The sequence below is a fragment of the Mesorhizobium sp. M0816 genome, from assembly GCF_040320005.1.
In the GTDB taxonomy this organism is placed as follows: Bacteria; Pseudomonadota; Alphaproteobacteria; order Rhizobiales; family Rhizobiaceae; genus Mesorhizobium.
This window is the reverse complement of sequence record NZ_JAMYOT010000007.1, coordinates 266,446-283,979: the sequence shown is the minus strand read 5'-3', so window position 1 is coordinate 283,979 and position 17,534 is coordinate 266,446. Positions and strand designations below refer to the sequence as shown.

At 64.2% G+C, this 17,534-nt stretch carries 19 protein-coding genes and 1 pseudogene; 15 read left to right on the top strand and 5 right to left on the bottom strand.

Annotation, left to right across the window (positions count from 1 at the left end):
• The first annotated feature begins 237 nt into the window (after positions 1-237).
• From NKI17_RS13570 to NKI17_RS13530, 9 genes and pseudogenes are all read left to right on the top strand, one after another.
• Positions 238-705 carry an Hsp20 family protein gene (locus NKI17_RS13570; protein WP_352569185.1) on the top strand — a complete coding sequence of 156 codons (468 nt, stop codon included), beginning with the start codon at positions 238-240 and terminating at the stop codon, positions 703-705.
• 29 nt (positions 706-734) lie between these two features.
• Positions 735-1,255, top strand: a pseudogene (locus tag NKI17_RS13565) (Hsp20/alpha crystallin family protein).
• 63 nt (positions 1,256-1,318) lie between these two features.
• A complete protein-coding gene (locus NKI17_RS13560) occupies positions 1,319-1,999 on the top strand; it encodes a hypothetical protein (protein WP_352457308.1) in 681 nt (226 codons plus the stop codon).
• A gap of 106 nt (positions 2,000-2,105) precedes the next feature.
• A complete protein-coding gene (locus tag NKI17_RS13555; protein ID WP_352569184.1) occupies positions 2,106-2,708 on the top strand; it encodes a CDP-alcohol phosphatidyltransferase family protein in 603 nt (200 codons plus the stop codon).
• 26 nt (positions 2,709-2,734) lie between these two features.
• Entirely contained in the window at positions 2,735-4,522 is a 1,788-nt protein-coding gene (locus NKI17_RS13550) for a bifunctional alpha/beta hydrolase/class I SAM-dependent methyltransferase (RefSeq protein WP_352569183.1), read from the top strand.
• A 2-nt stretch (positions 4,523-4,524) separates the two neighbouring features.
• Positions 4,525-5,868: a phosphatase PAP2/dual specificity phosphatase family protein gene (locus tag NKI17_RS13545; RefSeq protein ID WP_352906126.1), complete on the top strand. Its 1,344-nt coding sequence runs from the start codon at positions 4,525-4,527 to the stop codon at positions 5,866-5,868.
• Positions 5,865-6,293 carry a hypothetical protein gene (locus tag NKI17_RS13540; protein ID WP_352587012.1) on the top strand — a complete coding sequence of 143 codons (429 nt, stop codon included), beginning with the start codon at positions 5,865-5,867 and terminating at the stop codon, positions 6,291-6,293. Before NKI17_RS13545 ends, NKI17_RS13540 begins: the two co-directional genes overlap by 4 nt.
• Before the next feature lie 8 nt (positions 6,294-6,301).
• Positions 6,302-6,964, top strand: coding sequence for a lysophospholipid acyltransferase family protein (locus tag NKI17_RS13535; protein WP_031211476.1), 663 nt, complete (start codon positions 6,302-6,304; stop codon positions 6,962-6,964).
• 22 nt (positions 6,965-6,986) lie between these two features.
• On the top strand, positions 6,987-7,922 hold the full coding sequence (locus NKI17_RS13530; RefSeq protein ID WP_023675663.1) for a phosphatidate cytidylyltransferase: 936 nt from the start codon (positions 6,987-6,989) through the stop codon (positions 7,920-7,922).
• Positions 7,923-8,046: 124 nt separating this feature from the next.
• Here the strand turns inward: NKI17_RS13530 and NKI17_RS13525 are convergent, their stop codons facing one another.
• Entirely contained in the window at positions 8,047-10,044 is a 1,998-nt protein-coding gene (locus NKI17_RS13525) for an AI-2E family transporter (RefSeq protein WP_023675662.1), read from the bottom strand.
• Positions 10,045-10,304: 260 nt separating this feature from the next.
• On the opposite strand from NKI17_RS13525, the gene NKI17_RS13520 reads away from it, so the two are divergent.
• From NKI17_RS13520 to NKI17_RS13510, 3 genes are all read left to right on the top strand, one after another.
• Positions 10,305-10,601: a hypothetical protein gene (locus tag NKI17_RS13520; protein WP_023675661.1), complete on the top strand. Its 297-nt coding sequence runs from the start codon at positions 10,305-10,307 to the stop codon at positions 10,599-10,601.
• A 382-nt stretch (positions 10,602-10,983) separates the two neighbouring features.
• Positions 10,984-11,205: an alkylphosphonate utilization protein gene (locus NKI17_RS13515; protein WP_023675660.1), complete on the top strand. Its 222-nt coding sequence runs from the start codon at positions 10,984-10,986 to the stop codon at positions 11,203-11,205.
• Between the two features lie 192 nt (positions 11,206-11,397).
• A complete protein-coding gene (locus NKI17_RS13510; RefSeq protein WP_352569179.1) occupies positions 11,398-13,368 on the top strand; it encodes an acyltransferase family protein in 1,971 nt (656 codons plus the stop codon).
• 222 nt (positions 13,369-13,590) lie between these two features.
• Here the strand turns inward: NKI17_RS13510 and NKI17_RS13505 are convergent, their stop codons facing one another.
• A complete protein-coding gene (locus tag NKI17_RS13505) occupies positions 13,591-13,869 on the bottom strand; it encodes a hypothetical protein (RefSeq protein WP_352453505.1) in 279 nt (92 codons plus the stop codon).
• Positions 13,870-14,143: 274 nt separating this feature from the next.
• On the opposite strand from NKI17_RS13505, the gene NKI17_RS13500 reads away from it, so the two are divergent.
• Both NKI17_RS13500 and NKI17_RS13495 read left to right on the top strand, forming a co-directional pair.
• Complete coding sequence (locus tag NKI17_RS13500) at positions 14,144-14,407, top strand: hypothetical protein (protein WP_245274650.1); 264 nt, start codon at positions 14,144-14,146, stop codon at positions 14,405-14,407.
• A 221-nt stretch (positions 14,408-14,628) separates the two neighbouring features.
• Complete coding sequence (locus NKI17_RS13495) at positions 14,629-14,934, top strand: hypothetical protein (protein WP_023675656.1); 306 nt, start codon at positions 14,629-14,631, stop codon at positions 14,932-14,934.
• A 44-nt stretch (positions 14,935-14,978) separates the two neighbouring features.
• Here the strand turns inward: NKI17_RS13495 and NKI17_RS13490 are convergent, their stop codons facing one another.
• The 3 genes from NKI17_RS13490 to NKI17_RS13480 form a co-directional block, all read right to left on the bottom strand.
• Positions 14,979-15,584, bottom strand: coding sequence for a DUF6456 domain-containing protein (locus tag NKI17_RS13490; protein ID WP_352690824.1), 606 nt, complete (start codon positions 15,582-15,584; stop codon positions 14,979-14,981).
• Positions 15,585-15,649: 65 nt separating this feature from the next.
• Positions 15,650-16,285, bottom strand: a complete 636-nt coding sequence (locus NKI17_RS13485; protein ID WP_352906123.1) for a high mobility group family protein — start codon at positions 16,283-16,285, stop codon at positions 15,650-15,652.
• A gap of 52 nt (positions 16,286-16,337) precedes the next feature.
• Entirely contained in the window at positions 16,338-16,592 is a 255-nt protein-coding gene (locus tag NKI17_RS13480; RefSeq protein WP_352906121.1) for a hypothetical protein, read from the bottom strand.
• Positions 16,593-16,829: 237 nt separating this feature from the next.
• Here NKI17_RS13480 and NKI17_RS13475 point away from each other — a divergent pair, with 237 nt between their 5' ends.
• On the top strand, positions 16,830-17,525 hold the full coding sequence (locus NKI17_RS13475) for an XRE family transcriptional regulator (protein WP_352906119.1): 696 nt from the start codon (positions 16,830-16,832) through the stop codon (positions 17,523-17,525).
• The last annotated feature ends 9 nt before the right edge of the window (positions 17,526-17,534 follow it).

Below are 17,534 nucleotides of genomic sequence, written 5' to 3'. Positions count from 1 at the left end.
AACCAAACAGGCAATCTCCTGCCGGACATCTCGCCGCAAAAAGGGGGATTGGCAGCCTCGCCGAGCCGACCGAAAACCGGCCCGAAAAACCGGCAAAGCGAAAGCCACCGGGTCTTGACTTGCGGCGGACAATAACCAGATCGAAGGCACCGGTCGCCGAAATGGGGCCGGCGAAGCCAGGGAGCGCCAGCTCTTTGGCGCTCCTCGTATCTATGTTGCTCGATGGAGGATGTAGCTATGAGAACCGCATTCGACTTTTCCCCGCTCTATCGGTCGAGCATCGGCTTCGACCGCGTCTTCAACCTGCTGGAAAATGCGCCGCAGGCTTTCGACGCCTGGCCGCCCTATGACATCGCGCGCAGCGGCGAGAACAACTACCGCATCACTATCGCCGTAGCCGGGTTTTCCGAGGACGACCTCGAAATCACCCATGAACCCAACCTCCTGATTGTCTCCGGCCAGCACAAGGAGCCGGACAACGCGGAGTATCTGCATCATGGCCTCGCCACACGGCCCTTTACCCGCCGTTTCGAGCTTGCCGATCACGTCAAGGTCGCAGGCGCCTCGCTCGACAACGGCCTGCTCAGCATCGATCTGGTACGTGAGGTGCCCGAGGAGATGAAGCCTCGGCGCATCGCCATCGCGACCGATGTCGCCTCGCCGAAGACCGGGCCGAAGGTCGCGCAGGTCGAGCAGGCTGCCTGAATGCACCAGTCGAGAAAGGAGACTATGCAATGGCTATTCGTGATCTCATTCCCTGGGGCCGGGAGAACAATCAGGCCCCAGCCTGTTCCGTGACGCCGATCGCGATCCCTTCCTGACGCTGCATCGCGAAATGAACCGCCTGTTCGACGAGGCGTTCCGCGGCTTCGACACGCGGCTGCCGTCGCTCGGTGGCCTCTCCGCGGCCAGCGCCAGCTGGCCCAGTATCGACATCGCCGATGGCGAAAAGGAGATCCGCGTCACCGCCGAGATCCCCGGCATGGACGCGAAAGATGTCGAGCTGCTGCTCGATGACGGCGTGCTGACGCTGCGCGGCGAGAAGCGCGAAGAGACCGAGGACAAGGACAGGCAGTTCTCCGAACGCTTCTATGGCCGTTTCGAGCGGCGTATCCCGCTCGGCTACGAAGTCGACGAAGACAAGGTGAACGCCGCGTTCCGGAACGGTGTGCTCAGCGTGACGCTGCCCAAGACGGAGCGCGCCCAGGCCAAGGCCAAGCGTATCGCCATCAGCGGCGGCGACGGCAAGTCCTGACGGCTCGTAGGACGACACCCCCTCTGCCTGCCGGTTCCGGCGGGCAGAAGCGGGCAAATGTCGATGACCCGTTCTCCCGACGCTCCGGTTCCGCCTGACCAGGCGCAGCACGCCCTGCAGTGCCTGACGACCGAGCATTTCGTCCTGCAAAACGCTCGCGCCGCGACCATTCAGGAAGCGAACCAGAGAGCCGATCTGTTCCTGACCTCGGTCTCGAGCGCAACGATTGCCTTGTCCTTCGTCGCGCAGGTCACGGAGATGGGCAGGCCGTTCGTGTTGTTCAGCCTGATCTTGCTGCCTTGCCTTTTCTTCATCGGACTGGTCACCTTCGTGCGCGCGGTGCAGGTTGCCATCGAGGACATGGTGCATGCCCGCGGCATGGCCAGGATCCGCCACTATTTCGTCGAACTGGCGCCCGTCCTGCAAAGATACCTCGTCAATTCCACGCATGACGACCCCTCGGCGGTGCTGGTCGACAAAGGTCTCAGACCCTCGCCGCTGCAATATTTCATGACCACCGCGGGGATGGTGGGCACGATCAATGGCGCCATTGCCGGCGTCTTCACCGGCATCGTTGTAAAGTCTGCGTTTGGCGGGGGCATGACGCCCGGCGTGATTTGCGGGCTGCTGGTCTTCGCCGCATGCATTCTCATCCTGCGGCGTTACCATAGTCGCGCCTGGGCGGCGGCCGAACAAAGTTTGCCCGCCCTGTTCCCGGGCGACACGGTCAAAGCGAGGACATAGCCGTCCGGCAAGTTTGCGGAAAGTGATGGGCGCCGCCCTTGCGCCTTGCGCGCCAATTGACCATCCTCGCCAAGATCACTTTGCACCGCGGCCGGGGGGTTCGCACATGCCGACGCTTTATGCGCTGAAACCGGCCTTCCAGGCCAGGTTGCGGCCGCTTGCCGACGGACTGGCCAGAGCCGGCGTCACCGCCAACCAGATCACGTTGCTGGCCGCTGCCCTCTCGCTCGCCACCGGCCTTGTGGTGGCAGCCCTTGCCGGCCACCGCGTGGTCTTTCTGCTGATGCCGCTCGTGCTGTTTACGCGAATGGCGCTGAATGCGATCGACGGTATGCTCGCGAGGGAACATGGCCAGGCCTCGAAGCTCGGCATGTATCTCAACGAGCTCTGCGATGTTGTCTCCGATCTCGCTTTGATCCTGGCCTTTGCCGTCATTTTTCCTGCCTGGGGCGTCGTTGCATTTGCGATCGCGGCTATGATCACGGAGTTCGCCGGCGTGCTCGGCATCGCCGCAGGAACCGGGCGCAACTATGCCGGCCCGTTCGGCAAAAGCGACCGGGCGCTGGCGCTCGGCATCCTCGCCGTGCTTATCGCGTCCGGCCTGTGGGTCCCGGCGCTCACGCCGCTCGTGTTTCCGGCCATGGCTACACTCTCGCTGGCGACCGCCATCAACCGGATACACAGCGGCCTTAACGGGAGCGGCAGCTGAATTCCGGTCTCGCCAGGGAGAACAACATGCTTCACCAACAGACGGTTGCGGCAGTGGCTTCAGCCAATATCGAGCGGGTGGCGCAGGAGCGCAGCTTCAAGAGCCATGACGGCACCGAGATCTTCTATCGCTATTGGCCGGCTCTGTCGGAAAACCGCAAGGGCGCCATCCTGCTGTTCCATCGCGGCCACGAGCATGGCGGCCGCATGGCGCATCTGGTCGACGAGCTCGAGATGCCCGACCACGCCTTCTATGCCTCGGACGCGCGCGGCAATGGCCGCTCCGCCGGCGAACGCGGCTATGCGCCGTCGTTTGCCGCGCTGGTGCGCGACATCGATTGTTTTGTGCGCGAGATTGGCAGCGACGGCTTTGCCCGGCCCGACATCGCGCTGATCGCGCAATCCTTCGGCGCCGTGCTTGCCGCCGCCTGGGTGCACGATTACGCGCCCGACATTCGCGCCCTGGTGCTGGCCTCGCCGGCCTTCTCGGTCAAGCTCTACGTGCCCTTCGCGAAGCAAGGCATTGCGTTGTGGCAGAAGCTGAAGGGCCGCTTCTTCGTCAATTCCTACGTCAAGGCGAAATTCCTGACGCATGACCCCGAGCGCATCGCCTCCTTCGACGCCGACCCGCTGATCACCCGGCCGATCGCCTCCAACATCCTGGTCGAGCTCTACGACCATGCCGCGCGCATCGTCGCCGACGCCCGCGCGATCACCGTGCCGACACAGCTTCTGATCTCCGGCAGCGACTGGGTGGTGCGCCATGGACCGCAGCACGAGTTTTTCGTCAATCTGGCGAGCCCGGCCAAGGAGCGGCACGTGCTGCCCGGCTTCTTCCACGACACGCTGGGCGAGCGCGACCGCCACAAGGCACTCGACCTGATCAGGCCTTTCCTCGAAAGGCAGTTCACAGCGCCGGAAAAGCCGGTCGACCTGACCGGGGCCGACCGTGCCGGCTACACACGCGACGAGGCCGACCGACTGGCCTCGCCGCTGCCGCTGCTGTCGCCCAAAGGTCTCTACTGGGCAATCAGCCGCGCCTCGATCCGCATGGGCGCCTGGCTGTCGTCCGGCATGAAGACGGGGATCGCCACCGGCTTCGATTCCGGCTCGACGCTCGACTATGTCTACGAGAACGAGGCGCGCGGCATCAGCCCCATCGGCCGCATGATCGACCGCACCTTTCTCGATGCCATCGGCTGGCGCGGCATCCGCCAGCGCAAGCTGCATCTGGAAGAGCTGATCGGCAGCGCCGCCGCCTCGCTCAAGGCCGCCGGCCGGCCGGTCCATATCGTCGATATCGCCGCCGGCCATGGCCGCTATGTGCTCGATGCCGTGCAGAAATGCGCCGCGCCGCCGGCAAGCGTACGGCTGCAGGATTTCTCCGAGCTCAACGTCTCGCACGGCCGCAAGCTGATCGCCGAGCGCCAGCTGCCGGCGACCGTCTCGTTCCATCAAGGTGACGCCTTCGACGCCACGATGCTGGCCGGGCTCGACCCGGCGCCGGATCTCGCCATCGTCTCGGGGCTCTACGAATTGTTTTCCGACAATGCCATGATCGCCCGCTCGCTCGGTGGACTGGCCAGCGCCATGCAGCCCGGAAGCCTGCTCGTCTACACCAACCAGCCTTGGCATCCGCAGCTCGAGATGATCGCGCGCAGCCTGACCTCGCACCGCGGCGGCCAGGCCTGGGTGATGCGCCGCCGCACGCAGGCCGAGATGGACCAGCTGGTGGCGGCCGCCGGTTTCGAGAAACTCGACCAGCGCATCGACCAGTGGGGCATCTTCACCGTTTCGGTCGCGCGGCGCGTCTGAACATGGACTTGCCTGCTTCTGCCGTTCCTCGCGATGCCCCTGCCCTTCCGGCCTTGCCGCGCGAGCCGTATCCCGGGATAGTCCTGCGCGCCGCATTGTGGCTGTCATTTCTGGCGCCGTTCTTCTACGCCACCTACGGCTTCGCCAATTGGCTGGCGTCGCGGCGCGACGATATCGGCAGCATCGTCTTCGGCTGGGAGCATGGCATCCCGTTCCTTGCCTGGACGATCGTGCCCTACTGGTCGATCAACCTGTTCTATGGCTTGTCGTTGCTGTTGAACAATTCGAAGAGCGGCGTCGACCGCCTTGCCGGCCGCTATCTGACGGCGCAGATCGTCGCCGTCGCCTGCTTCATCCTGTTCCCGCTGACTGCGACGTTCGTGCGCCCGCAGACGAGCGGCCCGCCCGGCTTCATGTTCGCCGTGCTCGGCGGCTTCGACAAACCCTTCAACCAGGCGCCGTCGCTGCATATTGCGCTGCTGGTCATCATCTGGGACCATTGGCGTCACAGATTGACCGGCATCGCCGGCGTCGCCTGGCATGCCTGGTGTTTCCTGATCGGCGCCTCGGTGCTGACGACGTGGCAGCACCATTTCATCGACATTCCGACCGGCGCGCTGCTCGGCCTTTTCGCGCTGTGGCTGTTTTCGCGCGACGGCGAGCTGCCGTTCGCCGGCTTCCGCCTGAGCACTGATCCGAAGGCGCGGCTTCTGGCGCTGTTCTATGCGCTCGGCGCAAGCCTTGCGCTGGCCGGCGCCGCTGCCGGCGCATTGGTCTCGGCGCTGTGGCTCATCCTGTTGTGGCCGGCACTGGCGCTGGCCATAGTCGCTTTCGCCTATGCCGGCGCCGGCGCCAAGGTGTTCCAGAAAACAGCCGATGGCCGCGTGTCGCTGGCCAGCCGTCTTCTGCTGTGGCCCTACCGGGTTGCCGCCAAGGTCAATGTGTGGGCATGGACGCGAAAGCTTCCGGCGCAGATCGTCATTGCCGACGGTGTTTCCCTTGGCCGTTTTCCGACCGCCGCCGAGGCCGACGCCTTCGGCACGGTGATCGACCTTGCCGGCGAATTGGAAAGGCCGCGCGGCGCCTCGATCCGCTGGTTGAGCCTGCCCATGGTCGACCTTTTGCCGCCGTCTCGCGAGGCGCGTGCGCAAGCGGTGGCGGCGATCGAGACGGCGCAGAGCAAGGGCACGGTGCTGGTCTGCTGTGCGCTCGGCTTCCAGCGCAGCGCCGCCGTCGTCGCCGAATGGCTGGTCGCCAGCGGCCGGGCCGCCACGCCGGATCAGGCGCGAGGCCAGCTCGCCGCTGCCGGCCGGCCTGTGCATCTTGGCATGGACGCGCCGACATGACCGCCTTTCGAGACAAGGCCGAGACGTTCGCCGCCGGACTGATGGTGCAGGTTGCGTGGCCGCTGCTGTTGATTGCTGCTGCCTTGCTGGCGGCGCCGGTCATCGGCCTGGCGGCTGCGCCGCAAACATCGTCGCTGTCCGCGGCGGCCTGGCTGATCGCCGCCGCGGGTGCCATAGCCACAATTATTCTCTCGGCCCTGCTTTTGTTCGACGCGCTGCTGTTCCGGCTGATGGCCAGCCACGCCAGCGAGGCAGGCGGTGGTGCGGCGATCGACGACGTGCTGGCGCGCATGCGGCTGAAACCCACGGCGGCCGCTGGCCGCTCGCTCGACCAGCGGATGGCCGGCACGCGCCGTCTGCTCGCCAAGCAGCGTATCGCCTTCAGCCTGTTCGCGGCGGCCTCGGTCGTCGCGGCATTCTTTTGAGCCCGTCCATGACAAAGCTTCGCGTCAGCACCTATACCCTGCTGCAGACGGTGACCTCGGTCGGCCTGTCGGCGCTGGCCTGGGTGGTCACCGGAGTGCGGCCGATCTGGAACGGCAGCCAGCCATCGGACCGGCAGCGCATCTACTTCGCCAACCATGCCAGCCACGGCGATTTCATCCTGCTGTCGGCCTGCCTCAGCGAGAAGGAGCGCGCCCGTACCCATGCGGTGGCGGCCGCCGATTATTGGAGCAAGACGCGGCTGCGCCGTTTCATTGCCGAGGACATGCTGTCTTCCGTGCTGATCCACCGGCAGTGGACGGATGAAACGCAGCACCCGATCTCGATCATGCTGTCGGTGCTCGACCAGGGCCATTCGCTGATCCTGTTTCCCGAAGGCACGCGCAACATGACCGACGAACCGCTGCTGCCGTTCCGCTCCGGCCTCTACAATCTGTCGATGGCGCGGCCCGATGTCGAGCTCATCCCGTGCTGGATCGAGAACATGTCGCGGGTGCTGCCCAAGGGGCAATTCGTGCCGGTGCCGCTGCTTTGCCGTGTCGTCTTCGGCGCGCCGATCGCCATTCAACCGGGTGAGGAACGCCGCGCCTTTCTCGACCGCGCCCGCGAAACGCTGCTGGCGCTGAACCCCCGGCCGCAGCGAGACGATTGAGGACCAAGGCAAAATGCTGCCGATGATGCACGAAACCCTCATTCTGATTGTCGGCCTGCTGGCGGTGCTGATCAGCGCCAGCGTCGTCGCCGGCGTCTTGTCATGGCGCGCGCCAAAGCCGTTGTCGCCGACGCTGGTCAATCTCACCCAGCGCATCAATGCCTGGTGGGTGATGGTGGTGGCGATCACCGTCGCCTTCTTCTTCGGCCGCCCCGGCATGACCATCCTGTTCGCGCTGATTTCGTTCGCCGCGTTGCGCGAATTCGTGACGCTGACGCACAGCCGCCGCAGCGACCACTGGGTGCTGCTCGGCATGTTCGGCATCGTCATCCCGTTCCAGTACTGGTTGGTGTGGACCGCCTGGTACGGCCTGTTCACCATCTTCATCCCGGTCTACTGCTTCCTGCTGATGCCGGCGATCACCGCGCTGCACGGCGACACCGAACGCTTTCTCGAGCGCGTCTCGGCGCAGCAATGGGCGGTCATGATTTCGGTCTACTGCGTCAGCCACGTGCCGGCGCTGCTGACGCTCGAGGTGCCAGGCTTCGAAGGCCGCAACCTGTTGCTGATCGCTTTCCTGATCATCACCGTGCAAGGCAGCGACGTGCTGCAATATATTTTCGGCAAGCTGTTCGGCCGGCATCTCCTGGCGCCGACGGTCTCGCCGTCGAAGACTTGGGAGGGGCTGGTCGGCGGGCTGGCGGCATCGAGCCTGCTCGGCGCGCTGCTGTCGTTCCTGACGCCGTTCTCGCCGCTGCAGGCAGCCGGCGTCGCCTTCATCGCCTGCCTGATGGGCTTCCTTGGCGGGCTGGTCGCCTCCGCCATCAAGCGCGATCAAGGCGTCAAGGACTGGGGCCATCTGATCGAAGGCCATGGCGGCATGATGGACCGTGCCGACAGCCTGGTCTTCGCCGCCCCGGTCTTCTTCCATACGGTGCGCTATTTCTGGACTGTATGAAGGTTGGCGCCGTTTGCCGCGGCGGACGGTTCAGCGCGACCTTGCGAAGATAACCTGATCCGTTTCGTTGTTACCACTTTCGCGAAAGCGGTAATAACCCGACCTGCCGCAGTCTTCGCCGCGCTCATTTTGCCGCGGCGAGCGGCTCTTTCTTGCGCGCCGGCGTCAGGCGGCGCATGCGGCGTTTGGCGGTGGTCTTCAGCGCCACCGGCGCAGCGCTGGACAACGCACCGAGCACCGCGCCTACCATGCCATGTGCGACGAAATCGGCGTTGATCTCGTTGGCCAATCTGGCATCTGCCTCCTGGTTGTCGCTGTCGGCTTCCGACCACAACACGATGCCCACTCGCAACCTTGGTTTGGCGCGTTTCAGCCGACGGACCAGGAACCGCCCGTGCTTGACGGAATCCCGGTTCAAAAATCCGACGACGACAGTATCGACGGCGTCGAGCTCAAGGCGGCGAATGCTCCCCGGTTCCATCTCGGCGAAGCTCGCTCTCAACACCGTAGCGCCCTGGACTTCGAGCACCTGCGCCAGCATGGCGGCAGCCGCGTCGTCGAGTTCGCCGCGCCCTCCGGCGCACAGCACCGACATGCCCGTGCCATCCGGCAGTTCGGTGTCTTCCTCGCCCTGAACCTCCCCCTGAACGTGCTTGTCCTCGCGTGAGCCGTGGTCCTCGGCCGCGGCCGTGTCGTCCGCTTCCGCCTCCTCCTGCGCGCTGTCGTCGAGGTTCGCCACCATCGTCAGCGCGCTGCCCGCGACCTGCTGTCTTTGCTCATCGCTCAACACACCGCGCACCCGGTCCTGCTCGCCGAGCAGAAGTGCGGGAATCGCGACCTTGTCGTAGAACTCGACCAGATATTCTTCCTCCAGCATCTCCTCGGCATGGTCCGTCGCTTCCTCGGGATCGCCGGCCAACAGCCGCTGGTAAAGCCGGGCGTGCGGTTCGAGCACGGGTTCGTTGCCGAACAGAACGTCGAGGAATTCGAACTGCGGCACATGGCGGCCGAGCACGACGAGGCAGACCGTGAGCGGCGTCGACAAAACCAGGCCCAATGGCCCCCAAAGCCAGGTCCAGAAGATCGCCGCAACGATGATGGCCAATGGCGACAGCCCGGTGCGCGAGCCGTAGAGCCAAGGTTCGATCACGTTGCCGGTGATCAGTTCCACCACGACGAAAAGCCCTGCAGTCCAGAGCACGAGCGACCAGCCGGGCGCCACGGCCAGCGCCAGGAACAGAGGCAACAGCGTCGCTATGACCGGGCCGATATAGGGAACGAAGCGCAGCGCCAGCGCCAGCAAGCCCCACAGCAATGGATTGGGTATGCCCAGCAGCCAAAGTCCGATTGCAATTGGGACGGCATAGACGATGTTCACGACCAGTTGCATGAGCAGATAGCGGCCGACGCGCTTGCCGGCATCCTGCAGCGCCTCGGTGGTTCGGTGCAGATCGCCGTAGCCGACGAGGCGTATGAAACGATCGCGCAGGTCCTCCCGCTCCAGCAGCATGAATATGACGACCACGACGATCAGTCCGGCCGATGCCAGCGGGCTCAGCAGCGGGCCGATCAGATTCTGGAGAACCTCGAGCGGTCGTTCGCGCGCGACGATTTCGACCGGGATCGGTTCCCGCGGAGGCTGATCGGCGGCGGGTTGTGCGGGCTCGGGTCTGTCGAGCTCCTGGCCGACGCGTTCGATCACCCGGCTCAATCTGGAAACGATGCCGCCGCCGACGCCGGTTTCCTTGAGCGACCGGACCTTGGTCAGGATATTCGCCTGGTAAAGCGGAATGTTCTGCGCCAGTTCACTGACCTGCGTGGCGACGATGAAGGAGAACAGAGCCAGCACCGTGAATGCGCCGAGCACACTGGCGATCACGGCAGGAAGACGCGGAATGCCGGCTCGCTTGAGTGCCGACACCATGGGCACGAGCGCAAAGGTAAGCAGCAGCGCGATTGCGATCGGCAGAAAGACCTCGCGCCCGAAATAGAGCGCCGCGACGGCCGTCACGACCGACGCTACGCTGGGCAACGATGTGCGCGGAAGCGCCCTGGCCGCGGAAACAATGCCCGCCCGCCGGGGCTCCGACAGGTGCGCGTCGTTTCGACGATTTGCCGCCACTTGATACCTCCGCCCCGCCGTCGCCATGATCGGGCATATTGAGCCGGCGTGCAACTTCGCAGCGTCTCACCCAGCTGGACGCCGATTGCCCTGGTCGGCAGCGCGGCAAATTCAGTCATGGTAGAATTTTTTGCATTAATGACGTCACGGGCAATCCTGTTCCATGTCTGCGCCAGAACGTGGAACTTTTGGGTCAAAACACCGTTCCTTCGTAGATCGCTGATGGACAACCTCAAAGCAGCAGCTCAGGAGGAATGATCATGAACATCAAGACGCTTTGCATGGGCGCGATGGCGCTTTCGATGATGACCGGCGCAGCGCTTGCCGCCGGTGCCACTGGCACTTCGGCGCTCGACGATCCGCAGAAAATGAACCCCTTCTTCACCGACGCCGGCATGAAGACCATGAAGTCGGAAGCCGAATTCAAGGCGGCATGGATGGCCATGTCCACGAGCGACCGAGCCATGATGTTGAAGGAATGCAGCGACGCAGGCATTGCCACGATGCATGCCGACTTCTGCAAGATGGCCAACCAGCTCGGTGGCGCCAACAAGTGATCGTTGCCAATTGAAATAACGCACCAAGCGAAAGGGCGGGCAGGTCTGTCACTGCGACCTTCCTGTCCGCACGGGCGGGCGCTCATCTATTTGAACTCGTGCCGGAATATCCGCGTAAAAGGCCACGACTTCGATTGCCGTGGCGCCATTGGCATGGCTTGGCCGGAGCGCATGTCGCGAAGCGGCAATGCCACTACCGCCCAGGGGGTCCCAGTCTGCTCACAATCCGGGTTTTCCGGTCGGCCGTCCGCCTGGCATTAGCGGTCGGCACGCTTGGTTACCGGCACGCTGCCCCCGGCACGCTTGACCTCGCCGCCAACCGTGGGATAGGCCGGGTAATGAGCCAACCACCTCCGCACCGGAGTCCCACGAAAGACCTGCCATGACCGACGCGATCATAAGAGACAGCAATGGCACGGCGCTGCACGAGGGCGACTCCGTGACCCTGATCAAGGATCTCAAGGTCAAAGGCACGTCGGAGACGATCAAGCGCGGCACGCTGGTGAAGAATATTCGCCTCACCGGCAATCCCGGCGAGATCGAATGCAGCACCAGGCAGGTGAAGGGCCTGGTGCTGAAGACCGAGTTTTTGAAAAAGGCGTGATCGCCTCGGCACCCTTCGCTTCGCTTCCATATCAGTCGCTCTCGAATCGCTCATGTGAGTGAATCGCCCACGCGAGGAACTGGAGGAGCCGCGCCCTCCCCCTATGTTGCACTGCGTTAGATTTGTTGCATTGCAATATCGTCGCATCGGGTCGAGCCTCTGCGAGGTGGGCATTCCTTGCATGAGGTGATTGTGTCGGCATCATTTCGGCCTGACATCGAAGGGCTGCGCGCGCTGGCGGTGGCGGGTGTCATCGCCTTCCATTTTGGTCTGTCCGGCCTGCCCGGCGGCTTTGCCGGCGTCGACATCTTCTTCGTCATCTCCGGCTATCTGATCACCCGTCACCTGGTTACGGAAATCACCGAGACCGGGCGGCTGAACCTCTGGCGCTTCTACGCCCGGCGCGCCCGGCGCCTGTTGCCGGCGGCACTGTTCGTCATCCTCGCCACGCTGTTCACGGGTTACTTCATCCTGTCGCCGGAGGAACAGGCGCTTTATTCGAAAGGCGCCATGTTCGCCTCCGCCTACATGATCAACCTTTGGCTGATCCGCTGGTCGTTCGACTATTTCGCCGCCGACGCCACCAACAACCCGTTCATCCACTTCTGGTCGCTCTCGGTCGAGGAACAGTTCTATTTGGCATGGCCGGCGCTGCTTCTCGCCGCCGCTTGGCTGCGTCCCGGCAAGCGCGCCGCTATAATCGTCATCGGCGTCGCCGGCGCGGCCTCCTTCGCCGCCTGCGCCTGGCTGACGGAAGTGTCGCAGCCCTGGGCGTTCTATTTCTCGCCGCTCAGGGCCTGGGAATTCGCCGCCGGCGGCCTCGCGACCATGGCGCCGGCAAAGATCTGGCGCGACCGGCCGCTGCTGGCCACGCTCCAGGCATGCCTCGGTCTGGCACTGATCGCCTGGGCCTATCTGATGCTGGACGAAGACTCGCCGTTTCCCGGGGTGAATGCGCTGGCGCCTGTTGCCGGCACCGTGCTGCTGCTGCTCAGCGGCAGCGGCGGCCGCAATCTGGCGAGCGCCGTGCTGGCGCTGCCGCCCATGCAATGGTTGGGCCGGCTGTCCTATTCGCTCTATCTCTGGCACTGGCCGGTCATCGTCTATGCGGCGATGGTGGTTCCCAGCCTGTCCATCCTGGACCGCCTTGCCTGCGCGGCGCTGACGCTGCTTCTATCGATGTTCACCTATCATTTCATCGAGAACCCGATCCGCCGCAACGGCTGGCTGATGGCCGGAGCAGCGCGGGCGCTGGTGCCCGCCGTCGCGCTGACCGGCGCCGGCGTGGTCGCGGCCTATGGCAATGCGCGCTTTGCCGAGCACAATCTCAGCCCCGAACAGCACGTCATCGCCGACAGCGCCGCCCAGCTCTCCACCGTGCGCGCGACCAATGGCGGCTGCGTGCTCGATTTCGAGACCGTCAAGCCGAAGCCCTGCATGTTCGGCCGCAAGGATGCCCAGCGCTCGGTCGTGCTGTTCGGCGACTCGCATGCCGACCATTGGTCGACGCCGCTGATCAAGGCGGCCGAGAAGAACAATTTTCGCGTCGTCACCTTTCTCAAATCCTCCTGCCGGGCTTCGCGGGTGACGACCTGGAACTGGCGGCTGAAGCGCGACTACACCGAATGCGATCAATGGCGCGAGCAGTCGGTCAAGGACATCATCGCGCTCCACCCGCAACTGGTGGTGATCTCGGAGTTCTCGATCGGAAATGTGATGAAAGAATCGCCCGAGGAGTTGAAGCACGCCGATTGGCAAGCGCAGTGGCGGACCGGCCTCAGCTGGACGCTTCAAGCCTTCAGCCAGGCCGGCATCAAGGTCGCGGTCATCAGGGACGTTCCCTACAATGCAAGCTACGCCGACAAATGCGTGGCGCGGGCGCTGTGGCGGGGCCAGACGCCCGCGACATGCGACACGCCGAGGATCATGGCGGCAAACGACGACATCGCCACCATCGAGCGCGATATCGTGCGCTCGACACCGAACGCTGCTTACATCGACATGACCGACCGCTTTTGCGACCAGACCACCTGCCATGTCTTCATCGACGGCAAACTAGCCTTCCGCGACCGCCACCACTTGGCGACGCCCTTCGCCGAAACGCTGGAACCGGCAGTGGAGCGGGCGCTGTTTTCGGATGTGATGGCGGCGGCCGTAAAGTAACGGTTCCGGATCTTGTCGGATCACGACCCAGCCCTCGGCAAGCAACCATGCGGGGGTCAGCTAAGGATAAGACCCGCCAGGAAAACCGTAAGGATAAGCGACAGCGGAACTGCAAGAAGGCAGCACAGCTCGAAAGCTCGCCAAGAAGTCATTGGGCGCTTTTCCATGTTGGCCTCCTCCCTCAACGGCCAGACCGAGACGGCAGTTCCGCTTAGATAGTGCTCATCCCCACCACTCATCATGCAATTGGCGCAACTCGTTCCGCTTCCTGGTCATCCATCGTGCACGCGCCAGATGTGTCGCCCACGCCCGGAAAGCCCTCTCCGGCTCCTGCTCCGGATCAATGTGCAGAACGATGCGGGCGACCTCACGCCAATCGGTCCCTTCAGCCGACGCGTCGAGCAGCCGGATATAAGTAAGCATGCGATCTTCGTCGTAACCGGTCGGCACTGAAGACGTCGGCGCTGCGTTCGCGATATGAGAGTTTGGCGGCTTTGGCATTGCGACCTACCAGCAATGGCGCACCGTAGCAGCCTATAAAGAAGCCCGCGCCCTTTGATCGGAGGATGCGCCGATCGAGATTCGCCTCGACGGTCGGCAAATGGCGGCCTCAGGCGGAGTTCACCGCCCAGCTGGGCTCACGCCTCACCACGTCGTGATCGGGTCGAGGCAATCTATCTATTTTAGTGGAACCTAATTTAGTCGACGCAATTATGCGTGCGTGAGAAAGCGTGAAATCCAGACCGTCACTGAAAGCCGGCTATCGCGAGATCAGTTGGCCGATGATCCAGTGATTGCAGTCGATTTGACGGAACGGATATTACAGGCGGCCGACAACGACAGGATTGTCTGCCTCGTTGTGGCAACGGAGCAACTGGAAACCGACCGCATCGAGAAAGCGGAGCCTAAGGAGACCAGGATTGCCACAAGCTTCGTCCGGGACTTTGAGGTAATGCTGCTTGTTCTTTATGCGGCCTACGCCCTCGCTGTGCTGGGTGCGACCGCGTTCGTTTTGCTGGAATTGGGCCATGTTCTGTAGGCAGACGTCGGCAAAAGACGGGACTGACGCGATTGCCGCTGTTTGATGAGAGGAGCGGCCACGCTGCGTCGACGATCCGACCCCGGCGCAGCCAGCGGCGTTTTCGCGCCAGCAGGCGCTAAACTTCGGGCCCGTCCGTTCCTTACATCTTGCCAATCTATGGAACGAGGCTGCCCCTCGGGGGTTTTTCTATTAGAGGGACGTTAAAGAAGGAGGTAGCTATGAAGAAGCTCCTGCTTGCCTCGGTGATCGCCATCGCCTCGGCGGCTTCCGTGATCGGCCCGGCGAATGCCGGCGGCAGCGTCACGATCGGCATCGGCAACGGCTATGACGACGACTATTATTATCGCCACCATCGATATTCCGATTACGACGATGAGTACGTCCCCCGTTACCGCTATGATGTCTACGACGAGGACTACAGGCCGCGCTACCGGTACCACCACCGGCGCTGCCACACCGAAGTCATCAAGCACTGGCGTCATCACCACCGGATTATCGAAAGAATCCGTGTCTGCCGTCGTTGACGGATCGATCCGGCCGGTATTGCCGGCCGGATCGGCGGGGCTTCTCACCTCGGCTTGCGCATCAGCATCATGCCGTAATGCACGGCCAATATGTCGAGCCCGATCTTGAGTAGTTTCACCACCACGTCGCGCGGCTCGCCGGCCTGTTCGGCCAGGCTCTTGACCGTTGCGTCGGCACAGCAGACCTTTTGCACGATGCCGGCGATCTCCCAATGGACAAGCGCCCTGGTTGCCTCGGCATGGTCGCGGCCGGCGGACAGGATGTGTTCGGCGACGCCGCTGCCGGTACGGCCGCCGTCGACGCGCTCGGCCCAAGCCATCGGCTTGGCGGTTGCCTCGGACGAGTTGCGGAAATCCTGGCGGTAGCGCATGCCCGCCTCGCGCTGCTGGCGCGACAGCGAGGTGAGGCCGCTCAGCGGGTCGACGTTGCGCACCCGCACGATGCCGCCGGTCGCTGTGTGGCCGTCATTGGAGACCTCATAGAGGCGCGCTCCCTCCTGCGTCCCCTTCGCCAGCCGCTTGCGGCCGAACCGGTCGTCCTTCAGTGCGAAATCATGGCCGATCTCCTTGCGGATGCGCACCTGCTCGGCCTCGCCTTTCGGCAATCGCGGTGGCCTGGCTGTGGCCTTTTGGGCGGTTTTGGTGCTCATCGGCTCGGTCCTCCTGGGTTTTGGTCGTCGGGCTCTGGCGAACTTCCAGCCTCATTGCAGCGGGCTCAAATCGCTTCGGCCGGCAGCGTGCGCAGGAAGCGCGCAGCGTGATAGGCGCAGTAGCTTTTCGAAGGCTTTGTGCGCAGCCCGCAGCACAGCATGTCCAAACCGGGGCGGCTGCCGGGGGCGTCGTTTTCCGCATCCTCCTGCGGCGTCGTGTCGAGCGGCGCGCGGCAGCGCTCGAACAGGCAATCGATGAAGCGCATGGCAACGAAATGCGGCTGGCGACCGCCGGCGGCGATCGGGCGCGGCGCCGGCATTTCGAGCGGCGCGCCATCGGTCCCGGTGATCCGAGTCGGACCCGGCTGCCAGGCCGGCGGCGCCAGCCTGGCCGACAGCCTTGCCGGGCGGCAGCGTGGCTCGGCCTTCGGAGCCGACTCCGCTTGATCAGCAGTGCTTGATGGCTCAGGCGCCGAATTTCCGAGCCGGCCGCCAGAGCGTCGGCCACACCAGCCCTTGGATCTGGCAAGGCCGATGGTGCGCAAACGGGCGGTGCGGTGGACGATGCCGATGATGGCCGCGCGCGAGGCCGGGCGGCCGCGCAGCGCGGTCAACCGGGTGGCGATCTTCGCGGCCGACAGGCCGCTCATCAGCCAGTTCTCGATTTGTTCCAGTTCCGAGGCGGAATAGCGGGCGGCCATGATGTTTCATTTCCTGCAAAAATGGTTGTGTGCGGCGCCGGCTTCGCCGGCCTCAGGCTCGAAAGCCGGTCAGCCTTCGCGTGGTCTGCTGCGATCGAGCTTCATCTCGGCCGCCTGCCTTGTTGCGCCGGACACTGCCCGTCCGCTCGTCGAAGGCGATGACCGTGCCGTCTTCGGTGCGGGTGCAGGAAACCGCGGCATCCGCATTGCCGGCCGGCAGGTAATTCGTGGCCGGAGCCGTGAGGGGAACGGCTCCGGCCGTTCCGGCCGCTTGCGCTGCCGGATCCGAGGCGCGAGCCTCGGGCATCGTCCCGGCCGGGGAGGAGGACAGCCGCGACGAAGGGAAAGGTTTGGCACATGCATGGCCTTGGCGACCGGTTGTGGTACCGCCTCCAGGCGAGCGCTGCCGGCGCGCTGAAGGGCGGATTCGAGGACCGAAAGCTGGTGAAGCGACTTGTGCATGACCGTATAAGAGCATAACTCAATCAATTATGCAAGTGATTCTTGCATAGACGAAACCGATTCTTATGCCTCAGATGGAGCCATGGCGAAAACTGCACTGTCGATCAAGGTCGGAGCGGCGATCCGCCGGGCGCGCAAGCAGCGCGGCCTGGTGATGCGCCACATTGCCGAGCACAACGACACCGACGTCGCTGCCGTCGGCAATTGGGAAACCGGGCGCAACCTGCCCAAGACCGAGAACCTTTTGAAGACCGCCGCTTTCCTGCGCGTCGACCCGGTGGCACTCGGCAAGGGCGAGGTCGTTTTCCTCGAAGATGCCGGACCGGTCGCCGATGCCGAGATCGTCACCGATCCCGGCCCCCTGCCCGCCGGGCCGATGGACATCCAGCTTCTCGGCACCGCCGTCGGCGGCGACGATGGCGACTTCACCTTCAACGGCCAGCCGGCCGGCTATGTCCAGCGGCCGCCGGGGATCCGGCATCTGCGCAATGTGTTTGCGCTGCACGTGCTGAGCGATTCGATGGTGCCGCGCTACGAGCCCGGCGAGATGATCTATTGCGGCGGCCGCGAAGCGTTGCCCGGCGACCATGTGGTGATCGAGACCCTGCCCGAGGAGAACGAGCAAAACGGCAAGGCCTTCATCAAGAAGCTGGTCAAGCGCACCGCCGCCGAGCTGATCGTCGAACAGTACAACCCGCCCAAGACGCTGTCCTTCAACCGCTACGCCATCAGGAACGTCTTCCGCGTCATCCCGCTCAAGGAACTGCTGGGGTATTGACGGGGCGCT